The 26,060-nt window shown below is 73.6% G+C and carries 25 protein-coding genes; 6 read left to right on the forward strand and 19 right to left on the reverse strand.

Annotation, left to right across the window (positions count from 1 at the left end; translation table 11 throughout):
- Positions 1-71 precede the first annotated feature (71 nt).
- From ABD223_RS06635 to mraZ, 4 genes are all read right to left on the reverse strand, one after another.
- Complete coding sequence (locus tag ABD223_RS06635; protein ID WP_344035013.1) at positions 72-1,961, reverse strand: peptidoglycan D,D-transpeptidase FtsI family protein; 1,890 nt, start codon at positions 1,959-1,961, stop codon at positions 72-74.
- Positions 1,961-2,644 carry a cell division protein FtsL gene (gene ftsL / locus ABD223_RS06640; protein ID WP_344035014.1) on the reverse strand — a complete coding sequence of 228 codons (684 nt, stop codon included), beginning with the start codon at positions 2,642-2,644 and terminating at the stop codon, positions 1,961-1,963. The genes ABD223_RS06635 and ftsL overlap by 1 nt, the downstream gene beginning before the upstream one ends.
- Positions 2,641-3,588, reverse strand: coding sequence for a 16S rRNA (cytosine(1402)-N(4))-methyltransferase RsmH (gene rsmH, locus ABD223_RS06645; RefSeq protein ID WP_344035015.1), 948 nt, complete (start codon positions 3,586-3,588; stop codon positions 2,641-2,643). Before rsmH ends, ftsL begins: the two co-directional genes overlap by 4 nt.
- A 205-nt stretch (positions 3,589-3,793) precedes the next feature.
- Positions 3,794-4,225 carry a division/cell wall cluster transcriptional repressor MraZ gene (gene mraZ, locus ABD223_RS06650; protein WP_344035016.1) on the reverse strand — a complete coding sequence of 144 codons (432 nt, stop codon included), beginning with the start codon at positions 4,223-4,225 and terminating at the stop codon, positions 3,794-3,796.
- Positions 4,226-4,687: 462 nt separating this feature from the next.
- Between mraZ and ABD223_RS06655 the strand changes: the two genes are divergently transcribed.
- The 3 genes from ABD223_RS06655 to ABD223_RS06665 are packed head-to-tail and all read left to right on the forward strand — an operon-like array spanning position 4,688 to position 9,538.
- Positions 4,688-5,833 carry an AAA family ATPase gene (locus ABD223_RS06655; RefSeq protein ID WP_380645666.1) on the forward strand — a complete coding sequence of 382 codons (1,146 nt, stop codon included), beginning with the start codon at positions 4,688-4,690 and terminating at the stop codon, positions 5,831-5,833.
- Position 5,834: 1 nt separating this feature from the next.
- A complete protein-coding gene (locus tag ABD223_RS06660; RefSeq protein WP_344035017.1) occupies positions 5,835-7,100 on the forward strand; it encodes a DUF58 domain-containing protein in 1,266 nt (421 codons plus the stop codon).
- A 2-nt stretch (positions 7,101-7,102) separates the two neighbouring features.
- On the forward strand, positions 7,103-9,538 hold the full coding sequence (locus tag ABD223_RS06665) for a transglutaminase TgpA family protein (RefSeq protein ID WP_344035019.1): 2,436 nt from the start codon (positions 7,103-7,105) through the stop codon (positions 9,536-9,538).
- 450 nt (positions 9,539-9,988) lie between these two features.
- Here ABD223_RS06665 and ABD223_RS06670 read toward each other — a convergent pair whose 3' ends face one another.
- The 8 genes from ABD223_RS06670 to ABD223_RS06705 form a co-directional block, all read right to left on the reverse strand.
- Positions 9,989-10,372 carry a DUF3040 domain-containing protein gene (locus ABD223_RS06670; protein WP_344035020.1) on the reverse strand — a complete coding sequence of 128 codons (384 nt, stop codon included), beginning with the start codon at positions 10,370-10,372 and terminating at the stop codon, positions 9,989-9,991.
- A gap of 419 nt (positions 10,373-10,791) precedes the next feature.
- Positions 10,792-11,340, reverse strand: coding sequence for a hypothetical protein (locus ABD223_RS06675; protein ID WP_344035021.1), 549 nt, complete (start codon positions 11,338-11,340; stop codon positions 10,792-10,794).
- Between the two features lie 359 nt (positions 11,341-11,699).
- Positions 11,700-11,957, reverse strand: a complete 258-nt coding sequence (locus ABD223_RS06680; protein ID WP_344035022.1) for a hypothetical protein — start codon at positions 11,955-11,957, stop codon at positions 11,700-11,702.
- Positions 11,958-12,041: 84 nt separating this feature from the next.
- Complete coding sequence (locus ABD223_RS06685; protein ID WP_344035023.1) at positions 12,042-12,683, reverse strand: Crp/Fnr family transcriptional regulator; 642 nt, start codon at positions 12,681-12,683, stop codon at positions 12,042-12,044.
- A gap of 72 nt (positions 12,684-12,755) precedes the next feature.
- A complete protein-coding gene (locus tag ABD223_RS06690; RefSeq protein ID WP_344035024.1) occupies positions 12,756-14,039 on the reverse strand; it encodes a DNA polymerase IV in 1,284 nt (427 codons plus the stop codon).
- A gap of 348 nt (positions 14,040-14,387) precedes the next feature.
- Positions 14,388-14,978, reverse strand: a complete 591-nt coding sequence (locus ABD223_RS06695; protein ID WP_344035376.1) for a sigma-70 family RNA polymerase sigma factor — start codon at positions 14,976-14,978, stop codon at positions 14,388-14,390.
- Positions 14,979-15,226: 248 nt separating this feature from the next.
- Entirely contained in the window at positions 15,227-15,811 is a 585-nt protein-coding gene (gene shbA, locus ABD223_RS06700) for an RNA polymerase sigma factor ShbA (protein WP_344035025.1), read from the reverse strand.
- Positions 15,812-15,892: 81 nt separating this feature from the next.
- The gene (locus ABD223_RS06705) at positions 15,893-16,615 is read right to left on the reverse strand and encodes a class I SAM-dependent methyltransferase (RefSeq protein ID WP_344035026.1); all 723 of its coding nucleotides are present in this window, start codon (positions 16,613-16,615) and stop codon (positions 15,893-15,895) included.
- 34 nt (positions 16,616-16,649) lie between these two features.
- Between ABD223_RS06705 and ABD223_RS06710 the strand changes: the two genes are divergently transcribed.
- From ABD223_RS06710 to ABD223_RS06720, 3 genes are read left to right on the forward strand one after another with little or no spacing between them, the layout of a single operon-like run.
- The gene (locus tag ABD223_RS06710; RefSeq protein ID WP_344035027.1) at positions 16,650-17,486 is read left to right on the forward strand and encodes a ParA family protein; all 837 of its coding nucleotides are present in this window, start codon (positions 16,650-16,652) and stop codon (positions 17,484-17,486) included.
- A 21-nt stretch (positions 17,487-17,507) separates the two neighbouring features.
- Positions 17,508-18,305 carry a DNA-formamidopyrimidine glycosylase family protein gene (locus tag ABD223_RS06715; RefSeq protein WP_344035028.1) on the forward strand — a complete coding sequence of 266 codons (798 nt, stop codon included), beginning with the start codon at positions 17,508-17,510 and terminating at the stop codon, positions 18,303-18,305.
- 10 nt (positions 18,306-18,315) lie between these two features.
- On the forward strand, positions 18,316-19,341 hold the full coding sequence (locus ABD223_RS06720; RefSeq protein ID WP_344035029.1) for a quinone-dependent dihydroorotate dehydrogenase: 1,026 nt from the start codon (positions 18,316-18,318) through the stop codon (positions 19,339-19,341).
- 10 nt (positions 19,342-19,351) lie between these two features.
- Here ABD223_RS06720 and ABD223_RS06725 read toward each other — a convergent pair whose 3' ends face one another.
- From ABD223_RS06725 to rimO, 7 genes are all read right to left on the reverse strand, one after another.
- Positions 19,352-20,596: a uracil-xanthine permease family protein gene (locus tag ABD223_RS06725; protein ID WP_344035030.1), complete on the reverse strand. Its 1,245-nt coding sequence runs from the start codon at positions 20,594-20,596 to the stop codon at positions 19,352-19,354.
- A 311-nt stretch (positions 20,597-20,907) separates the two neighbouring features.
- Positions 20,908-21,714, reverse strand: coding sequence for a phage shock envelope stress response protein PspM (gene pspM / locus ABD223_RS06730; protein ID WP_344035031.1), 807 nt, complete (start codon positions 21,712-21,714; stop codon positions 20,908-20,910).
- Between the two features lie 16 nt (positions 21,715-21,730).
- Positions 21,731-22,606, reverse strand: a complete 876-nt coding sequence (locus ABD223_RS06735) for a PspA/IM30 family protein (protein ID WP_344035034.1) — start codon at positions 22,604-22,606, stop codon at positions 21,731-21,733.
- A gap of 314 nt (positions 22,607-22,920) precedes the next feature.
- Entirely contained in the window at positions 22,921-23,343 is a 423-nt protein-coding gene (locus tag ABD223_RS06740) for a helix-turn-helix domain-containing protein (protein ID WP_344035035.1), read from the reverse strand.
- Positions 23,344-23,499: 156 nt separating this feature from the next.
- Positions 23,500-23,958 carry a CinA family protein gene (locus ABD223_RS06745; RefSeq protein ID WP_344035037.1) on the reverse strand — a complete coding sequence of 153 codons (459 nt, stop codon included), beginning with the start codon at positions 23,956-23,958 and terminating at the stop codon, positions 23,500-23,502.
- A 67-nt stretch (positions 23,959-24,025) separates the two neighbouring features.
- Complete coding sequence (pgsA, locus tag ABD223_RS06750; RefSeq protein ID WP_344035038.1) at positions 24,026-24,610, reverse strand: CDP-diacylglycerol--glycerol-3-phosphate 3-phosphatidyltransferase; 585 nt, start codon at positions 24,608-24,610, stop codon at positions 24,026-24,028.
- Complete coding sequence (gene rimO / locus ABD223_RS06755) at positions 24,607-25,983, reverse strand: 30S ribosomal protein S12 methylthiotransferase RimO (protein WP_344035377.1); 1,377 nt, start codon at positions 25,981-25,983, stop codon at positions 24,607-24,609. The genes pgsA and rimO overlap by 4 nt, the downstream gene beginning before the upstream one ends.
- Positions 25,984-26,060: the final 77 nt, after the last annotated feature.

A 26,060-nucleotide genomic window follows, 5' to 3' on the forward strand; every position in this document is an offset into this window, starting at 1 on the left:
CACCGCTCCCAGTGGAGGGTTCGCGGTGCCGCAGTGGAGGACACGCGATGTCCGAGTGGAGGACACGCTGGTCAGAGGACCAGGGGGACTGCGGGGGACTGTTCCGGTGACATCGGGACCTGGTAGCGCTGGGCCAGGTAGGACGCGATGTCGTGGAACAGCGGCGCGGCCGACTGCTCGCCCTTGGTGGGGCGGTCCAGCATGATCCCCACCACGAAACGCGGGTTGTCGGCGGGGAAGATCCCCGCGAACGTCACCCAGTAGTCGCTGTAGGAGTAGCAGGCGCACGTGGGGTCGACCTGCTGCGCCGTCCCCGTCTTGCCGCTGACCTGGTACCCGGGCAGCGCCGCCGCCGGGCCCGTCCCGGTCTGCTGCGGCGCGTCCTGGACCACCGCCCGGAACATGTCGCGCACCGTCTTGGCCGTCTGCGGCGAGACCACCGGCACGGCCTCCGGCCGCGGCGTCTCCCGGCGCGTGCCGTCCTGCGCCACCTCGGCCCGGATGACCCTCGGCGGGATGCGCACGCCGTCGTTGGCGATCGCCTGGTACATGCCGGTCATCTGGAGCAGCGTCGTGTTCAGGCCCTGGCCGATCGGCAGGTTGCCGAACGTCGAACCGGACCACTGGTTGCGCGGCGGCACGTAGCCCGCCTCCTCGCCGGGCAGGCCCGAGCCGGTCCGCTGGCCGAGGCCGAACTTGCGCAGCATCTCGGCGAACCGGTCCTGGCCGACCTGCTGGGCGGTCATCAGCGTGCCCACGTTGGACGACTTGGCGAACACGCCGGTGAACGTCATGTCCAGCAGGTCGTGCTCGTAGGCGTCCTTGATCACCCGGTCCGCGACCCTGATCTGGCCGTCGACCTGGAGCACGCTGTCCGGCTGGTAGACGCCGTCCTCGATGGCCGCGGCCGCGGTCACGACCTTGTTCACCGAACCGGGCTCGAACACCGACGAGACCGCGACGTTGCGCAGCTCCGACTCGGTGGCCCGGCCGAAGTCGGCGGGGTCGAACGTCTTGTCGTTGGCCATCGCCAGGATCTCGCTGGTCCGGGCGTCCATCACGACCGCGGACCCGGTGCGCGACCCCGTCTTCTCGGTGTCGTCGGTGACCATCCGCTGCAACGCGTACTGCGTGTCCACGTCCAGCGTCAGCTCCAGGCTCTTGCCCGGCGTCGCGGCCGCCAGCTCGCGCGAGCGGTCGGGGCCGGGGATCACCACGTCGTCGTTGCCCTGCATGGTGTCGACGACGCGCCGCCCGTTGCTGCCCGCCAGCAGGTTGTCCTGCGAGTTCTCCAGCCCGATCAGGCCGTGGGTGGCGGGCGGGTCCTCGTTCTTCCGCCAGTTCGCCGCGCCGATGATGTTCGACGCCAGCTCGCCGTTGGGGTACACGCGCACCGCCCGGTACTCCGAGCCGATGTCGACGTACTTGTCGGTGATCAGCGCCGCCTTGGCCGGGTCGACGTTGTCCACCAGCTCCACGTAGGTGGTGTCCAGGGACAGCTTGGCGAACATCGTGTCCCGGTCGGTCTTCTGGCCGTTGACCTGCGTGCCCAGGGCCTTCTCGATGTCCTCGGCGATCCGCGCGATGCGCTGCTCGAAGCTGCCGATCTTCGGCGTCTTCTCCAGCGCCTTGCCCCACTCGACGCGCATCCGGCGCGGCACGGCGTACAGGGCGCGGGCCTCGACGCTGAACGCGAGCTGGTTGCCGTTGCGGTCGAGGATCGACCCGCGCTCGGCCGGGATGTCGATGGGGGTGGCGCGCTGCTGCTCGGCCTGCGCGGACAGCGCGTCGGCCTGGAAGCCCTGCACCTGCACGAGCTTGAGGCCGGCCGCGACCAGCGCGCCGACCAGCAGGAACCGGCCCACCGCGAGCCGCACCCGACTGTTGCCCCGGCGCTTGGGCGCGGTGGCGCGCACCGACAGCGGACGTCGCACGGGCCTGCCCCGAGTGGGCCCCGGCATCACTGACCTCCTGGTACCGGTTGTTCCGCGGACGACTGCCCGCCTTCCTGTCCCTGCTGTTGCCGCTGCCCCTGGCCCTGCTGCCCCTGGCCCTGCTCGGGCGGGGCCTGCCGGCCCTCGCCGGCGGGCGGGGTGGCCGTCGTGGTGGGCGCGGTCGGCGTCGTGGTGGTCGGCGTCGTGGACGTCGTCGACGGGGGCGGCGGCTCGACCGCGGACGGCGTGCCGTGCACCTCCACCGTCCCGTCCGCCAGCTGGCGCAGCCTGGCCGGGTCGCCCGCGGGCACCAGCCCGAGCTCCGCCGCGGCGGCGGCCAGCTCCAGCGGGGACTCCGCCAGCGCCACCTCGCGCCGCAGCTGCTCGACCTGCCTGGCCAGCCTGGTCTCCTCGGCCCGCGCGTCCTGGAGCCGGTACGAGTCGGCGGTCGCCTGCGTGGACAGCCACATGATCGCCGCGATGCCCAGGCCGAGCACGACCATCACCATCATCACGAACGGCGCCTTCGGCGTGGGCGCGTACTGCCGCGTCACCGCCCGGCCGGGCGAGGACCGCTGCGCCCGCCGCGCGTAGGCCCGCTCGACGGCCGCCGACCGGCGGCGCTCGACCGGCACCGCGCGCAACGCGCGCTCACGGGGCTTGGCCGGGTACGGCGACGAGCCGCCGCCGGTCCGCGCCGGTGCGGTCATGTCGCCTCCCGGATCCGTTCCGCCGCCCGCAGCCGGACCGGGGCGGCCCTGGGGTTGTCCTCGACCTCCTGCTCGGTGGCCTGTTCCGCGCCGCGCGTCACCAGCCGCAGCTGCGGCGCGTGACCGGGCAGCTCGACGGGCAGGTCCTGGGGCGTGGTGGAGGTGGCCAGCTCGGTGAACGCGCGCTTGACCATCCGGTCCTCCAGGGACTGGTAGGCCTCCACGACGATCCGCCCGCCGACGGCCAGCACCGACAGCGCCGCGGGCAGCGCGCGCCGCAGCGACTCCAGCTCCTCGTTGACCTCGATGCGCAGCGCCTGGAACGTCCGCTTGGCCGGGTGGCCGCCGGTGCGGCGGGTCGCCGCGGGCACCGTCGCGTAGAGCAGCTCGACCAGCCGGCCGCTGGTGGTGAACGGCTCCTTGGCGCGCTCCCTCACCACGGCCGCGGCGATCTTGCGGGCGAACCGCTCCTCGCCGTAGTCGCGCAGGACCCGCGCCAGGTCCTCAACGGAGTAGGTGTTGAGCACGTCGGCCGCGGTCGTCCCGGTGCCGGCGCTCATCCGCATGTCCAGCGGCGCGTCCTTGGAGTAGGCGAACCCGCGCTCCTCCGCGTCGAGCTGGAGCGAGGACACGCCGAGGTCCATCAGGACGCCGTCGACCCGCGCGCCGCCGACCGCCTCGGCGATGCCGTCGTAGGTGGTCTGCACGAACGTGACCCGGTCGGCGAACGGCGCCAGCCGCTCCCGCGCCAGCGCGATGGCCTGCGGGTCGCGGTCGAGGCCGACGAGCCGCACCCGCGGGTGGGCCCGCAGCACCGCCTCGGAGTGCCCGCCCAGGCCGAGCGTGCAGTCGACGAACAACGCGTCCCGATCGGCCAGCGCGGGTGCCAGCAGGTCGAGGACGCGGTCGAGCAGCACCGGCACGTGTCGCGCCCGCTCCACCACGAACCCTCCCTGGATGACTCCCCTCCTCGCATTGCGCCCTGCGGTCGTCCCACGCCCGGCGCCGCCGTGGCGTCCCAGACGAAAATTCGGGTGCAGTCAGGTCCCCGCCCGCCCGTCGGACCTGGCGCCGGGGAAGGTGCGCCAGGGCCGAAAGCCGAGCGGACCGAGGCCAAACGGCACCCGAAACCTCGAACGACCAGCCGATTCAGAACAGGCCGGGGAACACCTCCTCGCGCGTTTCCGCGTACCGCTGCTCGTGCTCGTCCATGTACCGCTGCCAGGCCTGGGCGTCCCAGATCTCCAGCCGGTTGATCGCGCCGATGACCACGCACTCCTTGGTCAGCCCCGCGTACCGGCGCAGCTCCGGTGCGATCAGCACCCGGCCCTGGCCGTCCGGCCGCTGCTCGTCGGTGCCCGCGAACAGGTAGCGCTGGTAGGCGCGGACCGCCTCGTTGGTGAACGGCGCCTCCGCCACCTTGCGCGCCATCTGCTCGAACTCGGCCCGGGGGAACACGTAGAGGCAGTGGTCCTGGCCCTTGGTGACCATCAGACCCCCCGCTAGCGCATCCCGGTACTTCGCAGGCAGCGTCAGCCGGCCCTTGTCGTCCAGCCTCGGGTGATGCGTGCCCAGGAACACGGCGCCCACCTCCCGGTGCCGGAACCGAACGTCCGAACCGGCGGTGGAGCCCCCGTCTGCCCCACCGGCCGCCACAGTACCCCACTTTTCACCACAGTCAACGCTGAACCGGGTGGTTGATCGGCGCACCGAGAGACGTTTCCGCTGGTAGAGCGAAGATGGCAACCGTGGAGGGCGGTGGGGGAAGTGGACCGCCACCACCTCGCCGAGTGAGGCGGAGCAGCCTGAAATCCACCCGAACGGCCCATCGAAATCGGGCAAAACCGGTTCATCGACGACCCCGGTGGGGAATCGTGGAGGGACGGGTGGCGACCCGGTCGCGGCCGGGGTCCGTGGCACCAGAGTGCACGAAACTGTTCAATCGGTGTGGGGCGCTTCGCCCTGGTTTGACACACTGCGTGAAACGCTCACCGCCACCGCGAACCGGTCGCGGTAGGGCCGCGCCCTGCTCCAGGAGGTCGAGTGACTCCGAGTACCCAGCCAGGCACCCTGCCGGAACACTCTTATGGGGGTGGCGGGGGCCCCGGGGTGAACAACCACGCGTCGGGAGCGGCGCACCAGGGTCAGGGGCAGCAGGGCCAGGTCCAGCAGGGCCAGGGCAGGTCGGACGAGGTGCTCGCCGAGCTGCACGCCGTGGTCGGGCGGATCGCCGCCAACGTGGAGAAGGTCATCGTCGGCAAGCCCGACGTGGTGCGGGTCGCGCTGGTCACCCTGCTGGCGGAGGGCCACCTGCTGGTCGAGGACGTGCCGGGCGTCGGCAAGACGTCGCTGGCCAAGGCCCTGGCCCGGTCGATCGACTGCACGGTCAGCCGCATCCAGTTCACCCCCGACCTGCTGCCCAGCGACATCACCGGCGTGTCGATCTACAACCGGCAGGACAACGACTTCGAGTTCCGCCCCGGCCCGGTGTTCGCGAACATCGTGGTGGGCGACGAGATCAACCGCGCCTCGCCGAAGACCCAGTCGGCGCTGCTGGAGTGCATGGAGGAGCACCAGGTCACGGTCGACGGGCAGACCTACCCGCTCGGCGCGCCGTTCATGGTGATCGCCACGCAGAACCCGATCGAGATGGAGGGCACCTACGCCCTCCCCGAGGCGCAGCGCGACCGGTTCACCGCGCGGGTGTCCATCGGCTACCCGGACCCGCAGGCGGAGCAGGCCATGGTGGACGAGCACGCGGGCCACGACCCGCTGTCCGAGCTGCGCCCGGTGTCCGACGCCGACCAGGTGCGCAAGCTCGTGCACGCGGTGCGGCGGGTGCACCTGTCCCCCGAGGTCCGCCGGTACGCGGTGGAGCTGGTCGGCGCGACCCGGCGGCTGCCGGAGCTGCGGCTGGGCGCCTCGCCGAGGTCGACGCTCCAGCTGGTGCGGGCCGCGCGGGCGCAGGCGGCGCTGGCCGGGCGCGACTTCGTGGTGCCGGACGACATCCACGCGGTGGCCGTGCCGGTGCTCGCGCACCGCCTGGTGCCGACCGCGGAGGCGCAGGCGGCCCGGCGTTCGCCCGTCGACCTGGTGCGCAACCTGGTCCAGCGGGTCCCGGTGCCGCAGCCGGCCCCGGACCCGACCGGCCAGTTCGCGCACGGCGTCAACCCGAACAACCACCGCTGACATGAGGGGCGCCCTGTCCGGCCTGACGACCAGGGGCCGGTGCCTGCTGGCGGCCGGTTTCGCGGCGGGCCTGTGCGCGATCGTGCTCAACGAGCGCGACCTGCTGCGCGTGGCCGCGTTCGTGGTGGCGCTGCCGGTGCTGGCGGCGTGGCTGGCGCAGCGGGCCCGGGTGGGCCTGCACGCGAACCGGCTGCTGCACCCGGGCCGGGTCCAGGTGGGCTCGGCCACGGACGTGCGGGTCGAGCTGCGCAGCGCGGGCCGGCTGCCGACCGGCGGCCTGCTGCTGGAGGACTCGGTGCCGTACGCGCTGGGCGCGCGCCCGCGGTTCGTGGTGGAGCGGCTGCCGCGCAACACGGTCACCGTGCTGCGGTACCAGCTCAAGCCGGTCATGCGCGGCGTCCAGCAGGTCGGGCCGCTGCTCGCGCGGATCACCGACCCGTTCGGGCTGGCCGAGTTCGACCGCGAGATGGCCGGTCGCAGCAGGCTGGTCGTGGTGCCGCGGGTGCTGCCGCTGTCCGGCCTGCCCAGCGGCTCCGGCATGGGCTCCGGCGACGACGGCTCGATCCGGCTGCGCGCCGGGCAGGGCGAGGACGACTCCGTGGTGCGGCCGTACCGGCACGGCGACGACCTGCGGAAGGTGCACTGGCGCTCGACCGCGCGGCGCGACGAGCTGATGGTGCGCGTCGAGGAGCGGCCGTGGCGCGGCGGCACGACCGTGCTGCTGGACCACCGGGTGGCCGCGCACCGCGGCGCCGGGCCCGGCGCGAGCCTGGAGTGGGCGGTGTCGTTCGCCGCGTCGATCTCGCTGCACCTGCACCGGTACGGCCACCAGGTGCGCCTGGTCGGCGACGACGGCCGGGTGCTGGTCGGCGGTCCGGGCGGGTCCGGGTACAGCGACGCGGTGGTGCTCGACGCGCTGGCCGCGCTCGGGCCCTCGGACCGGCGGGAACCCGCGGTCGGCGTGGACCCGGGCGCGGGCCAGGAGGTCATCGCGATCCTCGGCGGCTGCACGCCCGCCGCGGTGGACTCGCTGGTGCGCAACCGCCCGCGCGGGATGCGCAGCCTGGCGGTGGTGATGGACGTGGCGGCGTGGGCGTCCCCCTCGGAGGACGCCGCGCCGAACCCGGAGGACGCGGTGCGGTTGCTCGCCACCGCGGGTTGGGGCGTGGTCGTGGCGCGGCCGAGCACGCCGATGCGCCAGATCTGGCAGGAGCTGTGCCACAGCGCGGGCAACCGCGGCCCGGTGGTGCGCACGGAGGTGGGCTGAAGGTGACCGGCAGGACCGCGGACGGCAAGTGGGTGGTGGGCGCGACGCCCGCGGTCGCGGGGTTGGCGACGCTGTGCGCCGCGACCGCGCTGACGAGCGTGATCGCGGGCGCCCTGTGGCCGGTGTACCTGGCCGTGGCGATCGCCGTGGTCGGGGGCGCGGGCGTGCTGCTGCGCGCCACCAGGCTGCCCGCGGTGCTGGTGAGCCTGGGCCAGGTGCTGGCGCTGGCGTGCCTGCTGGTGACGATCTTCACGCGCAGCGGCGTGCTGGTGTTCCTGCCCGGCCCGCAGTCGCTCCAGGACCTGGTCGAGGTGCTCGCGCAGGCGATGGGCGAGGTGCAGACCGGGGTCCCGCCGGTGCCGGACAGCCCGGCCATGCGGTGCCTGGTGATGCTGGCGATCGGCCTGGTGGCGGTCCTGGTGGACGGGTTGGCGGTCGGCGCGGCGGCGCCCGCGGCGTCCGGCCTGGTGCTGCTGTGCGTGTTCGCGGTGCCCGCGTCGCTGGCCGACGAGATGCTGCCGCTGTGGACGTTCGCGCTCGGCGCGGGCGCGTTCGCGATGCTGCTGGCCGTGGACGGGCAGCACCGCCACCAGGCGTGGCGGGGCAGGCTGCCCAACGGCGGTCGGCAGGGCTCGGGTCCGGCGGCGACCGCCGTGGCCGGGTTGTCCGTGGTGATCGCCCTGGTGGTCGGCGGGAGCCTGACGCTGGTCGGCACGGTCGGGCGGCTGCCCGGCACGGGCGAGGAGATCGGCGGCGGCTCCGGCGGGCTGGGCATCGACCCGATGACCGAGCTGCGCGGCATGCTCGACCAGGGCGCGACGCGGGAGATGTTCCGGGTGCGCGGCCTGCCCAGCTCGGCGTACCTGCGAGCGATGACGTTGCGCGAGTACGTGCCGGGCAAGGGCTGGCAGCTGGGCGGCAACATGCCGGAGGGCGTGTCGGCGCGGGGCGAGCTGCCCGCGCAGCCGGGCGACCCCGGTGACGGCCGGGTGACGTCGGTCCGGATCGAGCCGGTGAGCTGGGTGGACAACTGGCTGCCGGTGTACGGCAGGCCGCGCCTGATCGACGACGTGGACGAGAACTGGCGCTACGACCCGGCGCGGGGCATGGTCTACAGCGTCCGGGCGCGCAAGTCCGAGCCGTACCGGCTGGACACGGTGCTGGAGTCGCCGGCCGCGGACACGCTGCGCCGCGTCTCGGGCGTGCCGGACGTCGACCCGGCGTACCAGGAGGCGCCCGGCGTGAGCGAGCGGGTGGCCGAGCTGGCGCGGGACGTCGTGGCGGGCCAGGGCAACCAGTTCGACCGCGCGACAGCCCTCTACCGGCACTTCACCGACGGCACGCAGGGCTTCACCTACACGACGGAGACCGGCGGCGACAACCGCCCGGACGCCCTTGAGGACTTCCTGTTCAACGGCAAGCGCGGGTACTGCGAGCAGTACGCGTCGGCGATGGCGATCATGGCGCGGTCGGTCGGCATGCCCGCGCGGGTGGCGCTCGGCTTCACCGCGGGCTTCCCCACGGAGGACTTCCAGACCATCACCACGCAGGACGCGCACGCGTGGGTGGAGATCTACTTCGCCGGCTACGGCTGGATGACCTTCGACCCGACCCCGCTGTCGGACGGCCGGGGCGTGACCCCGCCGTACATCTCGGGCATGGAAGCGGACGACGAGGAGGACGGCTCCAGCGCCACCGCGGCCACCACCACGACCACCACGGCCCCCTCGGGTTCGGCGACGGCGGGGTCGACCGCGCCGGACGCGCAGGCCCAGGGCGGCACGACGCAGGCCGAGGAGCAGGTGCCCACCTGGCACCTCGTGGCGCTGGCGGTGGCGGCGGCGCTGGCCGCGCTGCTGACGTGGCTGGTGCTCGCGACCGGCAGGCCCGGCGGCCCCCCGTGGCTGCGCCTGCCGTGGCTCCGCCCGACAGCCCTGGCCGCGGCGGCCGCGGCGTGGGTGGCGGCGCTGGCGCTGGCGGCGGCGCTGCTGTGGTGGGAACTGGCGATCGCCCTGGTGCTGGTGGCGGCCGCGGTGGCCCCCGCGGGCATCCGCGAGTGGCGACGGCGGGCGAGGCTGCGCGCGGTGGCCGGCCTGGGCCCGGACGCGGCCGGTGCGGCGTGGCAGGAACTGGTGGCCGAGTCGGTCGACCGGGGAACGCGGGTGCCGAACACCGAAACCGTGCGCGCCGCCGCGCGACGGCTGGTGAAGGCGCACAACCTGGACGAGCAAGGTCGGGACGGGTTGCGCGCGGTGGTCGGGGCGGTGGAGCGGTCCTGGTACAGCACGCGCGCCGAGGCGGACCCCTCCCTGCCGCGGGCGGTCGACGAGGTGCGGGCGAGCATGAACCGCAACGCGCCGCTGGCGCTGAAGGCGAAGGTGCTGCCCCGGTCCGTGCTCCAGCCGAAGCCACCGGTCAGCCCCGACACGGACGAGTGAGCGCGACACGAACGAGTGGATATGGCAGGACGGGTGAGCGCGGCAGGACGGGTGGGCACGGCAAGGACCAGTGGGCGCGGCAGGACCAGTGGTCGTGGGTCGGGCCGCACGGGGTGAGCGGGCCGGCTGGGCGAGCTTGACCGGGCGGGCAGGGCCGGCTTGGCCGGGCTGGGCGGGCCTGGCGGGGCGGGCCTGGCGGGGCGGGCCTGGCGGGGCAGGGCGGGCTTGGCCCGACCTGGCTGGGCGAGCCTGGTCTGGGCGGACCTGACTGGGCGGACCTGACTGGGCGGACCTGGCCGGGTTGGAGTCAGCCGGGGCGGAGTTAGCTTGCCGGTCGGGTCGGGGTGGGTCGTCGCATCGGGGGTCCGAACGCCGCACGGCCCGCCCCGTGGTGCTCCGGGCGGGCCGTGCGGCGTTGTGCAGGACGTTCTGTTCGGGCTGTTACGCGGACTACTCGTCCTCGAAACGGCGACGGAAACGTTCTTCCATCTTCTGTGAGAACGAGCTGCGGCTGGGCCGGCTTCCCTCGTCGTTGGGTTCCTCGGCACCCTGGTCACCACGACGGAGTGTCGTCACGGTGAGCAGTACGCCGAAGAACATCAACAGGAAGCCGACGACGCTCACCACCGGGATACCAGCGAGCTTCGGCAACATCACACCTGTCACGAGCAACGCCACACCCACGGCGAACAACGCGATGCCCTGGATACGACGCCGTCGGGACGGCTTGCGCAACTTGGCGCCGCGCACGGTGGATGCGAACTTCGGGTCCTCGGCGTAGAGCGCGCGCTCGATCTGGTCGAGCAGTCGCTGCTCGTGCTCGGAGAGTGGCATGGCTCCTCCTCCGGCACAGCGGTCGCGGGCGCCGGGTAATCACGGTTGCCGCCGGTCCCGGCGGACGCCCCGCCCTGGGTGCGTCACAACCAGGATACGATTCGGGAGGCTTGCCGACTACCCAGTCTGTGCCCCTAAGCGGTTCGTTAGGTCACCATCATCCTCACGGGTCAACGGTCAGACCTCCGTAAGCTCGCAGCCGACTCCCCCCGAACGCCTTGTCAAGACCTGGGGCAGCCCAGTTCGCGTGATGATCGGACACGGTCCGACTCCGAGCGCCCCACCGCTCCGGGAACTCCGACCCCTCCCGGTCCTTCCCGGAACCCGGATTCGGCACTCCCGGCTCAGCCCGCACGGCTCGGCCGCACAGTTCGGCCGCACAGTTCGGCACTCATGACTCAGCCCGCACGGCTCAGCCCTCACGCTCCTCCCGCCAACTGGGCCAAGACCTGCCTGGCCGGTTCCGGCCCCCGGGACAGCAGCAGCCTCAGCTCGGCCACCCGAACCCCTCCCCGGTGGACGACCTCCGCCAAGACCGCCCGCATCTCCCCCGGCTGGTCGAGGTTCCTCACCGCGTCAGCGGCCGCCCGAGCCAGCGGCGCGGTCGGGAAGCCCCTCCTCACCACCGGTGGCGGCGGGCGCCTGGTCCTGATCAACCGCACCCGCGGGGTCTGCTCCACGCAGCGGTCGACCAGCACCCGCACCGGTCCGACCGCGGGCAGGGCCCGCATGCCGTGCAGCCGCAGCGCGTCCGGGCCGGTCACCACGGCGCCCTCCCCCGCGTATCGCAACGCCGCCTGCACCAGCTGCACCCTGGTCGCCTGCGTCGCGGCCAGCAGCAGCACCCCGGGCAGCAGGCGCTGCCACCGGGCCGGCGCCCGGCAGCGGGCGGCCACCTCCTCGCCGGTCAGGCCCAGGGCCAGCAGTTCGGACGCGGTGGCCACGCCGTGCGGGAAGAGATCGGCCAAGGCAGCCAGGTCGGTCGAAGCGGTCAGGGCGGCAGGGGCGGCAGGGGCGGGAAGGGCGGGAAGGGCGGGAAGGGTGGTCGAGTCGGGCAAGGCCGACGAGTCGGGCGGGGCGGGCCGGCCAGGCAGGACGGGCGAGACAGGCAGGGTGGCGGCGGTGGGTCGGTTCGTGTTCATGGGTCCACCATGGGCCGTTCGGGGGTGTCGGTCGACCGTCGATCCGCGATCTGTGGACAACTCGAAAACGAGCCCCCGACCTGTGGACAACTCAAGGAGAACGGGCCTTCCGCGGACCCGACCGCCCGCGGAAGGCCCGAGGAGAGCGGTGGCCGCCCCTCGCCGGTCACCGCTCGGTCCTGGGTCTACAAGCGCACGAGGTTGTCGTGGATCTCCACGTCCAGCTCGCGGTGGGTGGACCGCACCTCGCGCCACGCGTCGTACATCGCGACCAGCCCGCCGGCCAGCACCAGCGCCACCGCGAGGGCCAGGACGCCCGTCGCCTCGGACTTGACGACGATCACGACCGCCGCCCACAGCTGGACCGCGGTGAAGAGCAAGGTGCAGGCGAGCCGTTCGGTGAACCGGCGGCGGGACTTGGCGCGCTCCTCGTTGTGGTTCATGACTCCCCCTCTGAGCAGGTCTGATAGCTCATTTGTAGGGGCTCCGGCCGCGAACTTCTGCGTCAGGTGACGCACAGCGGCAAGTCAGTTGGTGAGGTCGTAGAGCCTGCTCACCTGGTGGATCTCGATCTTCCGCCGACCGGTGCTGATGATGCCGCGCTCGCGCAACGCGCGCAGCACCCGGACGAGCGACTCCCGCGACGTCCCCGCGATGCCGGCCAGCTCCTCCTGGCTGAGCGCGACGGCGCCCTGGTCGGCGATGCCGCGCCGCAGCGCGACGTCGATCAGCACGGCGGCGACGCGCTGGGTCGCGGTGCCGCTGATCTGCACCCGCTGCCGGTCCGTGTCGCGCTGCCGGGTCACCACCACGGTCAGCACCGCCCACGAGATGCGCGGGTACCGCCGGCACAGGGCGGCGAAGGCGGGCGCGGAGAGCACCAGCGCCCGGACCTCGTTCAACGCGCACACGGTGGCCGAGCGCGGCAGGCCGTCCACGGCGGACCGCTCGCCGACGATGTCGCCCGCACCCCGGACGGCGAGCACCTTCTCGTACCCGTTGGCGGTCGTGGCGGTCACCCTCAGCAGGCCGCGGCGGACCACCACCACGGACCGGGTGCCCTCGCCCTCCGCGCAGACCACCGAGCCGGGCGGGTAGTCGCGTTCCACGCCGGCCTCACCGAGCACCTGGTGCTCGGCGGGTGTGAGGAGGCCCCAGAACCGGTCCACGCGCACCAGCGTGCCCGGTGATCGTCACGAACGCCCGGGTCCGGGGCCGCAACCACCCGAACGGCCCGCCGCTCAGGTCCCGCGGTCGGGACCGGGCTCCTTCAGCCCGGACCGCGCCGGGCCCTCCACGAGCAGGGACGCCGGCCGCACGGCCGCCCGCCCGAACTTCGACCGCGCCTGGTCCGCCGCCTGCTCCGCCTCGCGCCACCCGCGCTCCGGCGCGTCGAACATCAGCTGCTCGCCGCCCTCGCCCTCGACCAGCTGCTCGATCCGCACGCCGATCAGCCGCACCGCGCCCGGCGGCACCTGCTCGTCCAGCAGCGCCGCCGCGGTCCGGTAGACCTCCTGCGTCACGTCCGTGGCCACGCGCAGCGTCTTGGACCGGGTGATCGTGGTGAAGTCGGCGAACCTCACCTTGATCGACACCGTGCGCCCGCGCAGCCCCCGCTCCCGCAGCGTCGCCGCCGACCGCTCCGCCAGCCTCAGCAGCTCGCGCCGCAGCAGCTCGCGGTCGAAGTGGTCGACCTCGAACGTCTCCTCGGCCCCGATCGACTTCTCCCTGGTCGACGGCACCACCGGCCGGTCGTCGTGGCCCCTCGCCAGCGCGTGCAGGTGCTCCGCCAGCGCCACCCCGAGCACCCGGCGCAGCCTGGGCAGCGGCGTGGCGGCCACGTCGGCCACCTTCTCCAGGCCCACCTGCTCCAGCGCCTCGGTGGTCCGCTTGCCGACGCCCCACAGCGCCGACACCGGCAGCGGGTGCAGGAACGACAGCACCTCCGAGCGCGGCACCACCATCAGGCCGTCCGGCTTGCACATCCCCGACGCCAGCTTCGCCACGAACTTCGTCGGCGCCACGCCCACCGAGCACGTGACGCCGAACGCCCGGAACACCTGCTCGCGGATCGTCCGGGCCACCTCGGCCGGGGTCGCCCGCAGCCGCCGCAGCGCGCCGCCGACGTCCAGGAACGCCTCGTCCAGGCTCAGCGGCTCCACCAGCGGCGTGACGTCGCGGAAGATCGCCATCACCCCGCGCGAGACCTCCTGGTAGCGCGCGAAGTCGGGCGGCAGGAACACCGCGTGCGGCGCGAGCCTGCGCGCGTGGGCCGTGGGCATGGCCGAGCGCACGCCGAACTCGCGCGCCAGGTAGTTCGCCGACGCCACCACGCCCCGGTGCGCCGTGCCGCCCACCACGACCGGGCGGTCCGCCAGCTCCGGCCGCTCGCGGATCTCGACCGAGGCGTAGAAGGCGTCCATGTCCACGTGCAGCATCGAGCAGCCGGTGTCGTCCGGCCACACGTCGCCGCGCGCGACGAAACGGTCGACCAGACCGCGCGGCAGGTCGGCGCTGCGACCCAAGATCCACCCCCGTCGAACACCCGTTCGACATACTAGTCCAAGCGGTGCACCCGCCGGCGTCCTCCCACCTGATCAGGTGAGCGATCCGCCCGACGTCCGCCTCACCGAACGCATCCTGCCCCATGCCGGTGACCACGAAGTCCCACCGCGCCCGGTCGTGGGCCGCGACCCGGAGGTGCGCCACTACGACCCGACCGCGAACCCGCACCCGGTGGCGGCGTTCGGGGCAGGCGCGGAGTTCGCCGCGACCGTCGCCGACGTGCGGCGCGGCGAGGTCGCCCGGTTCGCCGACCGCTCACCGGAGGAGGTCGCCGCGCGGATCCGCCGGCGCCGAACGCGCGGGAGGACCTACCCGCCCAGCACCTTCCGCAACCGCAGCAGCGCCCGGTGCTGCGCCACGCGCACCGCGCCGGGCGTCGAGCCCACCATCTCCGCCGTCTCCTCGGCCGACATGCCCATCACGACCCGCAGCACCAGGATCTCCCGCTGCCGCTCCGGCAGCACGCCCAGCAGCTGCCCCATCCGCTCGGTCAGCTCGCCCCGCAACGCCTCCTGCTCCGGCCCCGGCCCGCCGCTCACGCCGTCCGGCAGGTCCGGCACCGCGTCCGCCCGGTCCCGCGCCGCCGCCCGGTGCACGTCCGCGACCTTGTGCGCGGCGATGCCGTAGACGAACGCCAGGAACGGCCGGCCCTGGTCCTTGTAGGTCGGCAGCGCCTTGAGCACCGCCAGGCACACCTCCTGCGCCACGTCGTCCGCCGACGACCGCGACCGCTCGCCGCGCCCCACGCGGACCCGGCAGTACCGCACGATCGGCGGCCGGATCAGCGCCAGCAGCGCCTCCACGGCCCGCCGGTCGCCCCGCACGGCCGGCTCGACCAGCGAGTCCGGCCCCTCCGCACGTGCCACGGCGACCGGGGCGTCCTCGCAGTCCACGGCCATCACCGCCTCCCCGGCTCGGGCGCGCGACTCCCCGACGCGCCCCGGCACAACCCCGAAATCGACCACCACTGCCATCGCGAGCTCCTCCGCCTCCGCGCGCTGGACCACCCCGTTGGCCACATGCGAACGCGACGCAGCTCCCTCACGTGGATGACGCAGGTCTTCGAAAGTTGCTCCGAACGGACGCGTTTGAGATGCGTACAGCGTAGTGGGATACCACCATTGGTAGCGCTATGTAACCAGACACGCTACGTGACTGCCATCCACGGCAAGCGCTCGACCTCCTTGCGGAGGCGCGACAGCGCCCGGTGCTGCGCCACCCGGACCGCGCCGGGCGTCGCGCCCACCACCGCGGCGGTCTGCTCCGCCGACAAGCCGACCACCACCCGCAGCAGGAGGACCTCCTGCTGCTTCTCGGACAGCACGCGCAGCAGCTCGCCGAGCTTGCGCGACAGCTCCTCCCGCAGCACCCACCGCTCGGGGTCGGCCGCGTCGTCCGGGGTGTCGGGGACCTCGGGCACGGGCTCGGCGCGGTTGCGCAGCGCCGCGCGGTGCGCGTCGGCGACCTTGTGCGCGGCGATGCCGTAGACGAACGCCAGGAACGGCCGGCCGTGGTCGCGGTACGAGGGCAGCGAGGTCAGCACGGCCAGGCACACCTCCTGCGCCACGTCGTCGGCGGAGGCGAACGAGCGCTCGTGCCGGCCCACGCGGGCGCGGCAGTAGCGCACGACCAGCGGTCGGACGGCCGCCAGCAGGCGCGCGGCGGCGACCCGGTCACCCGCGACGGCCGCGCGCACCCGGTCTTCCAGCTCGTCGGGCGCCGGAGCGGTCATCACCGGGCTCCGGGTAAAAGCGGGTCTCCCACGTCAGCGGTCCTCTGCGGTAGGCGGCGGATGCCTACCGTTCTACCGCACTCAGCCGGGCTTTCGGCCCAAGACGTGCAACCGCGCCGCCACGTCGCGCAGCGGCGACCTGGTCGCCGCGGCCAGCTCCAGCTCCGCCAGCGCGTCGGCCGCGCCCGGGTTGGCGTCCAGCACCGAGCCCGGCACCAGGTCGGACACCACGCCGTGGCCCTGCACCAGCTCCACCTCCAAGCCGGCGGCCGACACCAGCGCCTCCAGCCCCGCCGCGTCGAACCGGCGCAGCAGCGGGTCGCGGGTGCCCGGGAGCTGCCCGGCCTCGTCGTCCAGCAGCTGCCGGGCCTCCACCAGCCGGCCCGCGATGGCCCGGTGCAGCACGGCCGCGAACCTGTTCGCCACCAGCACCGACACCGCGCCACCCGGCGCCGCGGCGGCGGCCAGCGCGCCCAGCGCGGCGGCGGCGTCGTCCACGACCTCCAGCAGCCCGTGGCCCAGCACCAGGTCGGCCGAGGCGTCCTGGTCCAGCACGTCGGTGTCGCCCTGCACGGCGGTGACCCGGTCCAGCACGCCCGCCTCGACGGCCCGGCGGTGCAGCGTCGCCAGCGCGTCGGGGCTCGGGTCGACCACGGTCACCGAGCACCCGGCCACGGCCAGCGGCACGGCCCACACCCCGCTGCCGCCACCGACGTCGAGCACCCTCGGCGGCTCACCGCCACGGCGGTCCCGCGCGGCGGCCAGCTCGGTGTCGAGCACCCTGTGTACGGCGTCCGGTCGCATGGCACCAGAGCGTAAGGGTCGTAGGCTGCACGTTGTGCATACGGTGGCGGTGCTCAGCCTCAAGGGTGGCGTAGGCAAGACGACGGTCGCGTTGGGTCTCGCGTCGGCCGCGCTGCGGCGCGGGGTCCGGACGCTGGTCATCGACCTCGACCCGCAGTGCAACGCCACCTCCACGCTGGAACCCGAGGAAACCGGGGCCAGCGTCTACGACGTGCTCAAGGAACCCACGGCGGACCTGCTGCGGGAGGCCATCTCCCCCAGCGGGTGGGGCGAGGGCGTGGACGTGCTGGTGGGCTCCGAGGACGCCGAGTCGCTCAACCACCCCGACCCGAACGAGGCCCGCCTCGGCCGGCTGCGCGAGGCGTTGCGCCTGCTCAAGGAGGCCGAGGAGCCCTACCAGCTGGTGCTGCTCGACTGCCCGCCGTCGCTGGGCCAGCTGACCAGGTCGGCGCTGGTCGCGGCGGACCGGGCGCTGCTGGTGACGGAACCCACGATGTTCGCGGTGGCGGGCGTGCAGCGGGCGTTCGAGGCGGTGCAGTCCGAGCGCGCGCACAACCCGGAGCTCCAGCCGCTGGGCGTGGTGGTCAACCGGGTCCGGCCGCGGTCGCACGAGCACCAGTTCCGCATCGACGAGCTGCGCGACATCTTCGGCCCCCTGGTGATGCCGGTGGCGATGCCCGACCGGCTGGCCGTGCAGCAGGCGCAGGGCGCGTGCATGCCGATCCACGAGTGGGGTACCCCCGGCGCGCGCGAGGTGGCGCTGGCGTTCAACCTGCTGCTGGCCCGGATCCTGCGGATGAGCCGCAGCCGCCGGCGACCCTCGCACGACGACTTCGACGACGACGAGATCCAGGAGGCCGTGGACGCTTGACCCCGGGAAGCGCGGGCGCCGGTGCCCGAGGGTGACACGGTCTTCCTGGCCGGGCGCCGCCTGGACGAGGCGCTGGCCGGGCGGACGCTGCTGCGCGGTGAGCTGCGCCACCCCCGGTGGGCCACCGCGGACCTGGGCGGCCGGGACGTGCTGGGGGTGCGGTCGGTCGGCAAGCACCTGTTCACCCGGTTCTCCGGCGACCTGAGCCTGCACAGCCACTTCCGCATGGACGGGGCCTGGCACCTCTACCGGCCCGGCGACCGCTGGCGGCGGCCGGGCCACCAGGTGCGGGCGGTGCTGGAGGTGCCCGACCGGGTCGCCGTGGGGTTCTCGCTGCACGACCTGGAGCTGCTGCCGACCGACCAGGAGTCCCGGCTCGTCGGCCACCTGGGGCCCGACCTGCTGGGCGAGGGCTGGGACGCCGGGCAGGAGGCGGAGGCCGCGCGCAGGTTGGCCGCCGACCCGGACCGCGAACTGGGCGTGGCGCTGCTCGACCAGCGCGTGCTGGCCGGCGTGGGCAACCTCTACAAGGCCGAGGTGTGCTTCCTGCTGGGCGCGTCGCCGTGGAGCCCGGTGTCCGCGGTGGACCCGGCGGAGGCGGTGCGGCTGTCCCGCAAGCTGCTGCTGGTCAACGCGTGGCGACCCGAGCAGAGCACCACCGGCGACCTGCGCCGCGGCAGGCAGCACTGGGTGTTCGAGCGGACCGGCAAACCGTGCTTCCGCTGCCGCGCGCGGGTGCGCGTGGGCGGGCAGGGCGAGGGCGTGCTGGAGCGTCCCGCGTACTGGTGCCCGCGCTGCCAACCGGGACCGATCGCTTAGGGTTGCCGCCGTGGTCTACAAGAGCGTGGTGCGCAAGGCGTTGTTCCGGGTGCACGGCGGTGACGCGGAGCGGGTCCACGAGACCACCCTCGGGCTGATGGAGAGGCTGAGCCCGGCCGCCCGGCTCGTCACGCGCAGGCCCGCGCTGGAGCGCACCGTGTTCGGCGTGCGGTTCCCCAACCCGGTCGGCCTCGCCGCCGGCCTGGACAAGAACGGCCGGGCGCTGCCCGCGTGGGGCGCGCTGGGGTTCGGGTTCGTCGAGGTCGGCACGGTGACGAGGCACCCGCAGCCGGGCAACCCGAAGCCGCGGCTGTTCCGGCTGCGCGCCAGCGAGGCGATCATCAACCGGATGGGCTTCAACAACGACGGCGCCCACGCCCTGGCCGACCGGCTGGCCCGCCTGGGGCCGCTGTCCGTGCCGCTGGGCATCAGCCTCGGCAAGTCCAAGGTCACCCCGGTCGAGGAGGCCGTCGGCGACTACCAGGCCTCGCTGCGCGCCCTCTACCGGTTCGGCGACTACTTCGCGGTCAACATCAGCTCGCCGAACACGCCCGGCCTGCGCGGCCTCCAGGACCGGGGCGCGCTGACCGAGCTGCTGTCCGGGCTGAACGACACCGCGCGCGAGCTGGCCGGCGGCTCCACGCCCAAGCCGATCCTGGTCAAGATCGCCCCCGACCTGACCGACGAGGCCATCGGGGAGCTGCTGGAGGTGTGCGCGGACCACGGCGTGAGCGGTCTGATCGCGACCAACACCACGCTGTCGCGCGACGGGCTCGCGCCGGCCGACCGGGCGTCGGCGGGCGAGGCCGGCGGGTTGAGCGGCAGGCCGCTGGCCGCGCGGGCGCGCGAGGTGGTGCGGTTCGTCAGCAGGCGCACCGACGGGAAGCTGCCGATCATCGGGGTGGGCGGCATCGCGAGCGCCGACGACGCCGAGCGCATGCTGGAGGCGGGGGCGAGCCTGGTGCAGCTCTACACCGGTTTCATCTACGAGGGGCCGGGGCTGGTGCGGAGGATCAACCGGTCGCTGGCGCGCTGAGGCGGCGGCGCTAGACCTTCCGGGCGGCCCGCAGCCAGCGCAGCAGCGGGTGCAGGATCACCACCACCAGCGGGCCCCAGACCAGGCCGTTCAGCTCCATGTCGCCCAGCTCCAGGGTGAGGTCGCCGACGCCCGCGACCAGGGCCGCGCCGCCGACCAGCGCGTTGCCGGGGTTGGTCAGGTCGACCCGGTTCTCCATCCACACCCGCACGCCGACCAGGCTGATCAGGCCGAACAGCACCAGCGTCGCGCCGCCGACCACGCCCGGAGGGACCGTGTCGAGCACCGCCGCGGCCTTGGGCGAGAACGACAGCAGCACGGCCGCCACGCCGGTCACCGCGAACGCCGCCGTGGAGTAGACCTTGGTCACCCCCATCACGCCGATGTTCTCGGAGTAGGTGGTGGTGCCGGAGCCGCCGCCGAAGCCCGCGAACGTGGTGGACAGGCCGTTGGCGATGATCGAGTCGCCCGCGCTGCCGTCGAGGTTGCGGCCGGTCAGCGCGGCGACCGCCTTGACGTGGCCGACGGTCTCCGCGACCAGCACGAGCACCACCGGCAGCACCAGCAGGGTGACCGACGGGCGCAGTTCGGGCGCGTGGAACTCGGGCAGGCCGAACCAGGCCGCCCGCCCGACCCCGCTCGTGTCGACCAGGCCCGAGAACAGGCCGAGCAGCCACCCGGCGAGCACGCCGACGAGCACGGAGAACCGGAAGGACGAGCCGCGGCCCAGCACCCCGCACAGCAGGATGACGCCCGCGGTCACGACGGCGGGCAGCGGCTGGAGGGCGAACGACTCCGTGGCCCGACCGGACAGGTCCAGCCCGATGATGATCACCACGGCCCCGGTCACCATCGGCGGCATCACCGATTCCAGCAGCCGCACGCCCAGGGCTTTCACCGCGATCCCGATGATGATCACCAGCAGGCCGGCCGCGAGCACGCCGCCGAGCTGCGCGGCGATGCCCTCGTCGCGGGCCGCGGACAGCGGCGCGATGAACGAGAACGACGGTCCGAGGTAGCTGGGCACCCGGTTGCGGGTGATCACCAGGAACAGCAGGGTGCCGACGCCGGAGAACAGCAGGGTGGTGCTGACCGGGAGACCGGTGGTGGCGGGCACGAAGAGGGTGGCGCCGGCCATGGCGACGAGGTGCTGGGCCCCGAAGCCGATGGTGAGGGGCCAGCTCAGCCGCTCCTGGGGGGCGATGGCGTCACCGTCTGTGGTGCGGCCATCGCCGTGCACGGTCCACAACGCCACGCAATGACCTCCCCGGGCGATCAGGCCGAACCACGCTGTTCGACAAGGGATCCTGCCACGCCATGTAGCGGCTCAGCCCATGTAACGGTCTGATAATCACACGATCGCAGCAGCGTACGCCACCGATCCGGGCAAGTCAGCCGAACTCTGCTACGCAACGTGAGGCAGTCGACGTTCGTGCAGATGGACGCGCTGGGGCGAGGGCGTGACTTCGGTTGACCGCAGTGCGCGGACGTGCCACCCGGCGCGGGCGCTCACCCCGCCGGGGTGCGCGGCCGGCGCCCGGCTCGACCGGGCGCCCGCGCGCGGGCTCAGCTCTCGGGGTCCGCGGTCCTGGTCCAGCTCGACAGCTCGCGCAGGCCCGCCGCCAGGCCGGCCAGGTGGTCGGTCGCCTCGCCCAGCACCTGGCCGGGGTGGGCGGCGGTGCTCTCGGCCAGCACGCGGCCGGCCGCGGCCACCAGCCCGCAATAGCCCTCCACGCCCTCGTCCAGCTGCTCGCGCAACCTGCGCACGCCGTCCACCAGCGGACCGCGGTCCAGCGGCGGAGCGGTGTCACGCGCCCGTTCCACGGCCTGGAGCTGGTGCGACACCGCGCGGATCGCGCCGGAGGCCTCGCCGCCGGTGAGGCGCGCCTGCTCGACCGACTCGGCCGGCACGGAGGTCAGCGCCGCCGAGTCGAGCTGGCGCAGCAGCTCCCGCAGCGTGTCCTCCGCCTCCTCCAGCCGCTCCATCGGCTGCCGGGCGGCGGACGCCCGCGCGGGCAGCGGGGCGCGCACCGGGGCGACCGCGAGCTGCTGCCGCGCCCGGTCGATCTCCCGCCTGCGCAGCCCGGTCCGCACGGCCAGCACCGAGGTGCCGGCGAACCCGAGGGCCACGCCGATGCCGATCTCCGGGGCCACCACACCGGCCACCGCGAGCGTGCCGAGCGCCGCGAGCAGCGCCAGCACGATCAGCCAGAAGGTGAGCACGCGGCCCGACCGGCGGTGGCGCCGGTCGAGCTTCGCCCGCGGGTCGTTCCACGCGGCGACCTTCCGCCGCACCTGGTCCGCGACTTGTCCCTGCAACTGACCGCCGACGAACTGGACGATCTCGCCGGCTGCCTTCCGCCGGGGATCCATCGCGGACACCATCCTCTCAGCCCTGGTTGGTCTGGGGGTTCTGCGGGATCTGCTGGGTCTGCTGGACGGGCTGCGCCGGCTGCGCCTGCGTCTGCTGCACCCGCTGCTGGATCTCCTGCTGGATGCTCGCGCTCGCCGGCCGGCCGCCGGTCACCTCGCCCGCGACCTTGCCGCCCGACAGCGACGCGCGGATCTGGTCCAGCCTGGCCGAGCCCGCCATCTGCGTGGTCGACTGCTGGACCTCCAGCATCCGGCCCTGGACCGAGTTCTGCGCCAGCTCCGCGGACCCGAGCGCGGTGGTGTAGCGCTTCTCGATCTTGTCGCGGACCTCCTCCAGCGACGGCGTGTTGCCCGGCGCGGCCAGCTCGGTCATCTGGCGCAGCGAGTGCGAGACCTGCTCCTGCATCTTGGCCTGCTCCAGCTGGCTGAGCAGCTTGGTGCGCTCGGCGAGCTTGCCCTGGAGCACCATCGCGTTGCGCTCGACGGCCTGCTTGGCCTGCCCCGCGGCCTGGAGCGCCTGGTCGTGCAGCGTCTTCAGGTCCTCGATGCTCTGCTCCGCGGTGACCAGCTGGGTCGCGAACGACTGCGCGGCGTTCTCGAACTCGACCGCCCGCTGCTCCTCGCCCTTGGCCCTGGCCTCGTCGGCGAGCACCAGCGCCTGGCGCGCGGACGCCTGGAGCTTCTCCACCTCACCGAGCTGCCGGTTGAGCTTCATCTCCAGCTGCCGCTGGTTGCCGATCACCGCGGCGGCCTGCTGCGACAGGGCCTGGTGCTGCCGCTGCGCCTCCTCGATGGCCTGCTGGATCTGCACCTTCGGGTCGGCGTGCTCGTCGATCTTCGACGAAAAAGCCGCCATGAAGTACTTCCACGCCTTCGCGAAAGGGTTGGCCATCTCCTACGCCTGCCTTCTCCGCACGTCCTTGGCTCGCGCTCGTGATTGGCAACGACCCGGTGCTGTTGTTGGTCCCATCGTTCCAGTTGTGCCGCGCTGGTTCCACCGACCGGGGGAGATCTCCGGGTTCCCCCTGAGTCCTCCCCGAACTTTCGCCGGCCGATGTGATGCTTCCCCGGCACGCCCGTCCTGACGCGCGGGCGCGGCGTGTGGTTGCCAACCCGTGACACGACCGACGGCGGCGCCGGCACCCGTGACACGACCGAGAGCCGAGCCGGGTGCTCCCGGCTCGGCTCGTCGCAGGTCCGCTGGTGTTACGCCGCCACCACCGCGCCGCGCGGCTCGGTGATCGAGGTGGACAGCCGGTGCGTGAGCACGGGCTGGAGCCGCAGGTCGGACAGGTCGTTGCCGATCATCGCGGGCACGATGGTGCCGCCCTCCAGGCCCGACGGGGCGGGCGCGGCCCGCTCGGTCAGCTCGGCCGGGCTGGTCACGGACTTCTGGACGGCCCCGATGTCCGAGGCGACCAGGTGCAGCAGTTCCGACAGCGGCAGGTCCAGCGCGTCGCAGATCGCGGCCAGCAGCTCGCTGGACGCCTCTTTGCGGCCGCGCTCCACCTCGGAGAGGTAGCCCAGGCTCACGCGCGCGGTCCTGGAGACCTCGCGCAGCGTGCGGCGTTGGGTGGTGCGGGCATGGCGGAGCCGATCACCGATCGCCTCGCGCAGCAGCACGGTCATCGCGCGCCTCCTTCCGGCCGGCCGTGCCACCACGTTACCGACCCGTCCCGTCGACGGGCAGTGAGTTCTGGACACGTCCTCCAAGAGCGAACGAGTGAACCGGCCGACAAGTTCCCGTGTTGTCGGCGTTGTGTGACGGAAAACTCGCTGGTCACATCACCTGATCGGGAGCTTGAGGTGTTCGCGCAACAGAGTGAGCGCGGCTTCGGCGGCACTCGCGCGCACTTCCCGACGATCACCACTCAGAGTGAACGTTCTCGTCACCGAACCGAGCGGACCGGCCAACCCGACGTGCAAGGTGCCCGGCGCCACGCCGTCCTGCGGAGCAGGTCCGGCCACCCCGGTCAGGCCGAGCCCCCAGGTCGCGCCGCAGCGCGTGCGGGCACCCTCAGCGAGCTGTCGTGCCACTTCCGGGTGAACTGCGCCGTGCTCGGCCAGCAGGGCCGCGTCCACGCCCGCGAGTTCGTGCTTCAGGTCCGTGGCGTAGACCACGAGGCCGCCGCGCAGCACGGCGCTGGAACCGGGCACCTCGGTGAGGGTGACGGCGACCAGGCCCGCGGTCAGCGACTCGGCGGTGGCCACCGTCTCGCCGCGCTCGCGCAGCGCCAGCACCACGTCCTCCGCGCTCACGCCGCACGCCCCTGCCGCGCGCCCGCGGCACGCCGGCCACGACCCCCCGGCCTCACGCCCCCGCCACCGCCCGCTTGCCGCGCGCCCGCAGCCGGAAGGCGCGGATCACGTAGTCGACACCGGTGACGACCGTCAGCACCACGGCCGAGCCCATGCCGACCAGGGCCACCGGCTCCAGGTAGGCGGGCAGCGGCAGCAGGTACAGGCCGATCGCCAGGATCTGCACCAACGTCTTGGCCTTGCCACCGCGGCTGGCCGGGATCACGCCGTGGCGGATGACCCAGAACCGCAGCAGCGTCACGCCCAGCTCGCGCACCACGATGACCACCGTCACCCACCACGGCAGCTCGCCGAGCAGGCTCAGGCCGACCAGGGCGGCGCCGGTCAGCGCCTTGTCCGCGATCGGGTCGGCGATCTTGCCGAAGTCGGTGATCAGGCCGAGCTTGCGGGCCAGGTTGCCGTCCACGTGGTCGGTCACCGACGCGACCGCGAACACCCCGAACGCGGCCAACCGCCACCAGAACTGGCGACCGTCCTCGGCGAAGAGGAAGTAGAGGAACACGGGCACGAGCACCAGCCGGGACATCGTCAGGACGTTGGCGATGTTCAGCACCGGCACGCGCGCGGGTTCGGTCACCTCGGGAGCACCTCGACCGCGGAGACGACCAGGTCGACGCCCTCGGCCGCGTCGACGCGGCAGCGGACCAGGTCGCCGACCCGCAGGCCGTCGGCGTTGGTGATCACGCACTCGCCGTCGACCTCGGGCGCCTGGTGCGCGGCGCGGCCGACGCAGTCGCTCTCGTCGTCCTCCTCGGCCTCCACCAGGACGACGACCTCCTCGCCCACGCGGTCCTCGGCGCGCTGCGCGGTCAGCTCCTCGACCAGGTTCGAGATGCGGGCGACCCGCTCGGCGACCGTGTCGGCGTCCAGCTTGTCCGGCAGGCCCTCGGCCTCGGTGCCGTCCTCGTCGGAGTAGCCGAACACGCCCACCGCGTCGAGGCGCGCCTCGGTGAGGAAGCGCTCCAGCTCGGCCACGTCGGCCTCGGTCTCGCCGGGGAAGCCGACGATGACGTTGCTGCGGATGCCCGCGCGCGGCGCGAGCGCCCGGATCTGCTCGACGAGGGCCAGGAAGGACTCGGTCGAGCCGAACCGGCGCATCCGCCGCAGCACCGGCTCGCTGGAGTGCTGGAACGACATGTCGAAGTAGTCGGCCACGCCGTCGGTGGTCGCGATGGCCCGCACCAGGGTGGGCTTGGTCTCGGCGGGCTGGAGGTAGGAGACGCGGACGCGGTCGACGCCGGGCACCGCGGCCAGCCTGGCCAGCAGCTGCTCCAGGCCGCCCAGCTCGCGGGGCAGGTCCTTGGCGTAGGAGGTGGAGTTCTCGGAGACCAGGAAGACCTCGCGGACGCCCTGCTCGGCCAGCCACATCGCCTCGGCGACCACCTCGTCGGGGTGGCGGGAGACGAACGCGCCCCGGAAGGAGGGGATCGCGCAGAACGAGCAGCGGCGGTCGCAGCCGGAGGCGATCTTCAGCGGCGCGACGGGCGTGTCCTCCAGGCGGGTGCGCAGCACACGGGGCCCCCACCCGTGGCCGGGCACCTGCACGTCCGTCGCGGCCTGCGGGCGCTGCACGGGCGTGAGCGGGAGCAGGGTGCGGCGGTCCACGGGCTTGTGCGACTCGACGGCCTTGCCGGCCAGCACGTCGTCCAGGCGGTCGGCGAGGTCGCCGTAGTGGTCGAAGCCGAGGACGGCGTTCGCCTCGGGCAGGCTGTCGGCCAGCTCGGAGCCGTAGCGCTCGGCCATGCACCCGACGGCGACCACCTTGGCGCCGCTGTCGGCGGCGGCGAGGAGGGTGTCCACGGAGTCCTTCTTGGCCGACTCCACGAAGCCGCAGGTGTTGACCACCACCACGTCGGCCTCGTCGTCGACCAGCTCCCAGCCGCCCGCGGTGAGGCGGCCGGCGAGTTCCTCGGAGTCGACTTCGTTGCGGGCGCAGCCGAGGGTCAGCATGGCGACGCGCTTGGACGTGGTGGGGGAAGACACGGTGCTCAGGGTAACCGGCGCCGGCGGGCGGGCCTGCCGGCCCG

Source organism: Saccharothrix xinjiangensis, from assembly GCF_039527585.1.
Taxonomy (GTDB): domain Bacteria; phylum Actinomycetota; class Actinomycetes; order Mycobacteriales; family Pseudonocardiaceae; genus Actinosynnema; species Actinosynnema xinjiangensis.

What these genes read in the sequence shown, in the direction of transcription:
- ABD223_RS06740 (WP_344035035.1), bottom strand. Translation starts at nt 23,343, where the DNA reads ATGACCGTGCTGCTGCGCGAGGCGATCGGTGATCGGCTCCGCCATGCC.
- ABD223_RS06660 (WP_344035017.1), top strand. Translation starts at nt 5,835, where the DNA reads ATGAGGGGCGCCCTGTCCGGCCTGACGACCAGGGGCCGGTGCCTGCTG.
- ABD223_RS06680 (WP_344035022.1), bottom strand. Translation starts at nt 11,957, where the DNA reads ATGAACCACAACGAGGAGCGCGCCAAGTCCCGCCGCCGGTTCACCGAA.
- ABD223_RS06705 (WP_344035026.1), bottom strand. Translation starts at nt 16,615, where the DNA reads ATGCGACCGGACGCCGTACACAGGGTGCTCGACACCGAGCTGGCCGCC.
- pspM (WP_344035031.1), bottom strand. Translation starts at nt 21,714, where the DNA reads ATGGATCCCCGGCGGAAGGCAGCCGGCGAGATCGTCCAGTTCGTCGGC.
- ABD223_RS06735 (WP_344035034.1), bottom strand. Translation starts at nt 22,606, where the DNA reads ATGGCCAACCCTTTCGCGAAGGCGTGGAAGTACTTCATGGCGGCTTTT.
- ABD223_RS06695 (WP_344035376.1), bottom strand. Translation starts at nt 14,978, where the DNA reads ATGGCCGTGGACTGCGAGGACGCCCCGGTCGCCGTGGCACGTGCGGAG.
- shbA (WP_344035025.1), bottom strand. Translation starts at nt 15,811, where the DNA reads ATGACCGCTCCGGCGCCCGACGAGCTGGAAGACCGGGTGCGCGCGGCC.
- ABD223_RS06670 (WP_344035020.1), bottom strand. Translation starts at nt 10,372, where the DNA reads ATGCCACTCTCCGAGCACGAGCAGCGACTGCTCGACCAGATCGAGCGC.
- ABD223_RS06635 (WP_344035013.1), bottom strand. Translation starts at nt 1,961, where the DNA reads ATGCCGGGGCCCACTCGGGGCAGGCCCGTGCGACGTCCGCTGTCGGTG.
- ftsL (WP_344035014.1), bottom strand. Translation starts at nt 2,644, where the DNA reads ATGACCGCACCGGCGCGGACCGGCGGCGGCTCGTCGCCGTACCCGGCC.
- rimO (WP_344035377.1), bottom strand. Translation starts at nt 25,983, where the DNA reads ATGCTGACCCTCGGCTGCGCCCGCAACGAAGTCGACTCCGAGGAACTC.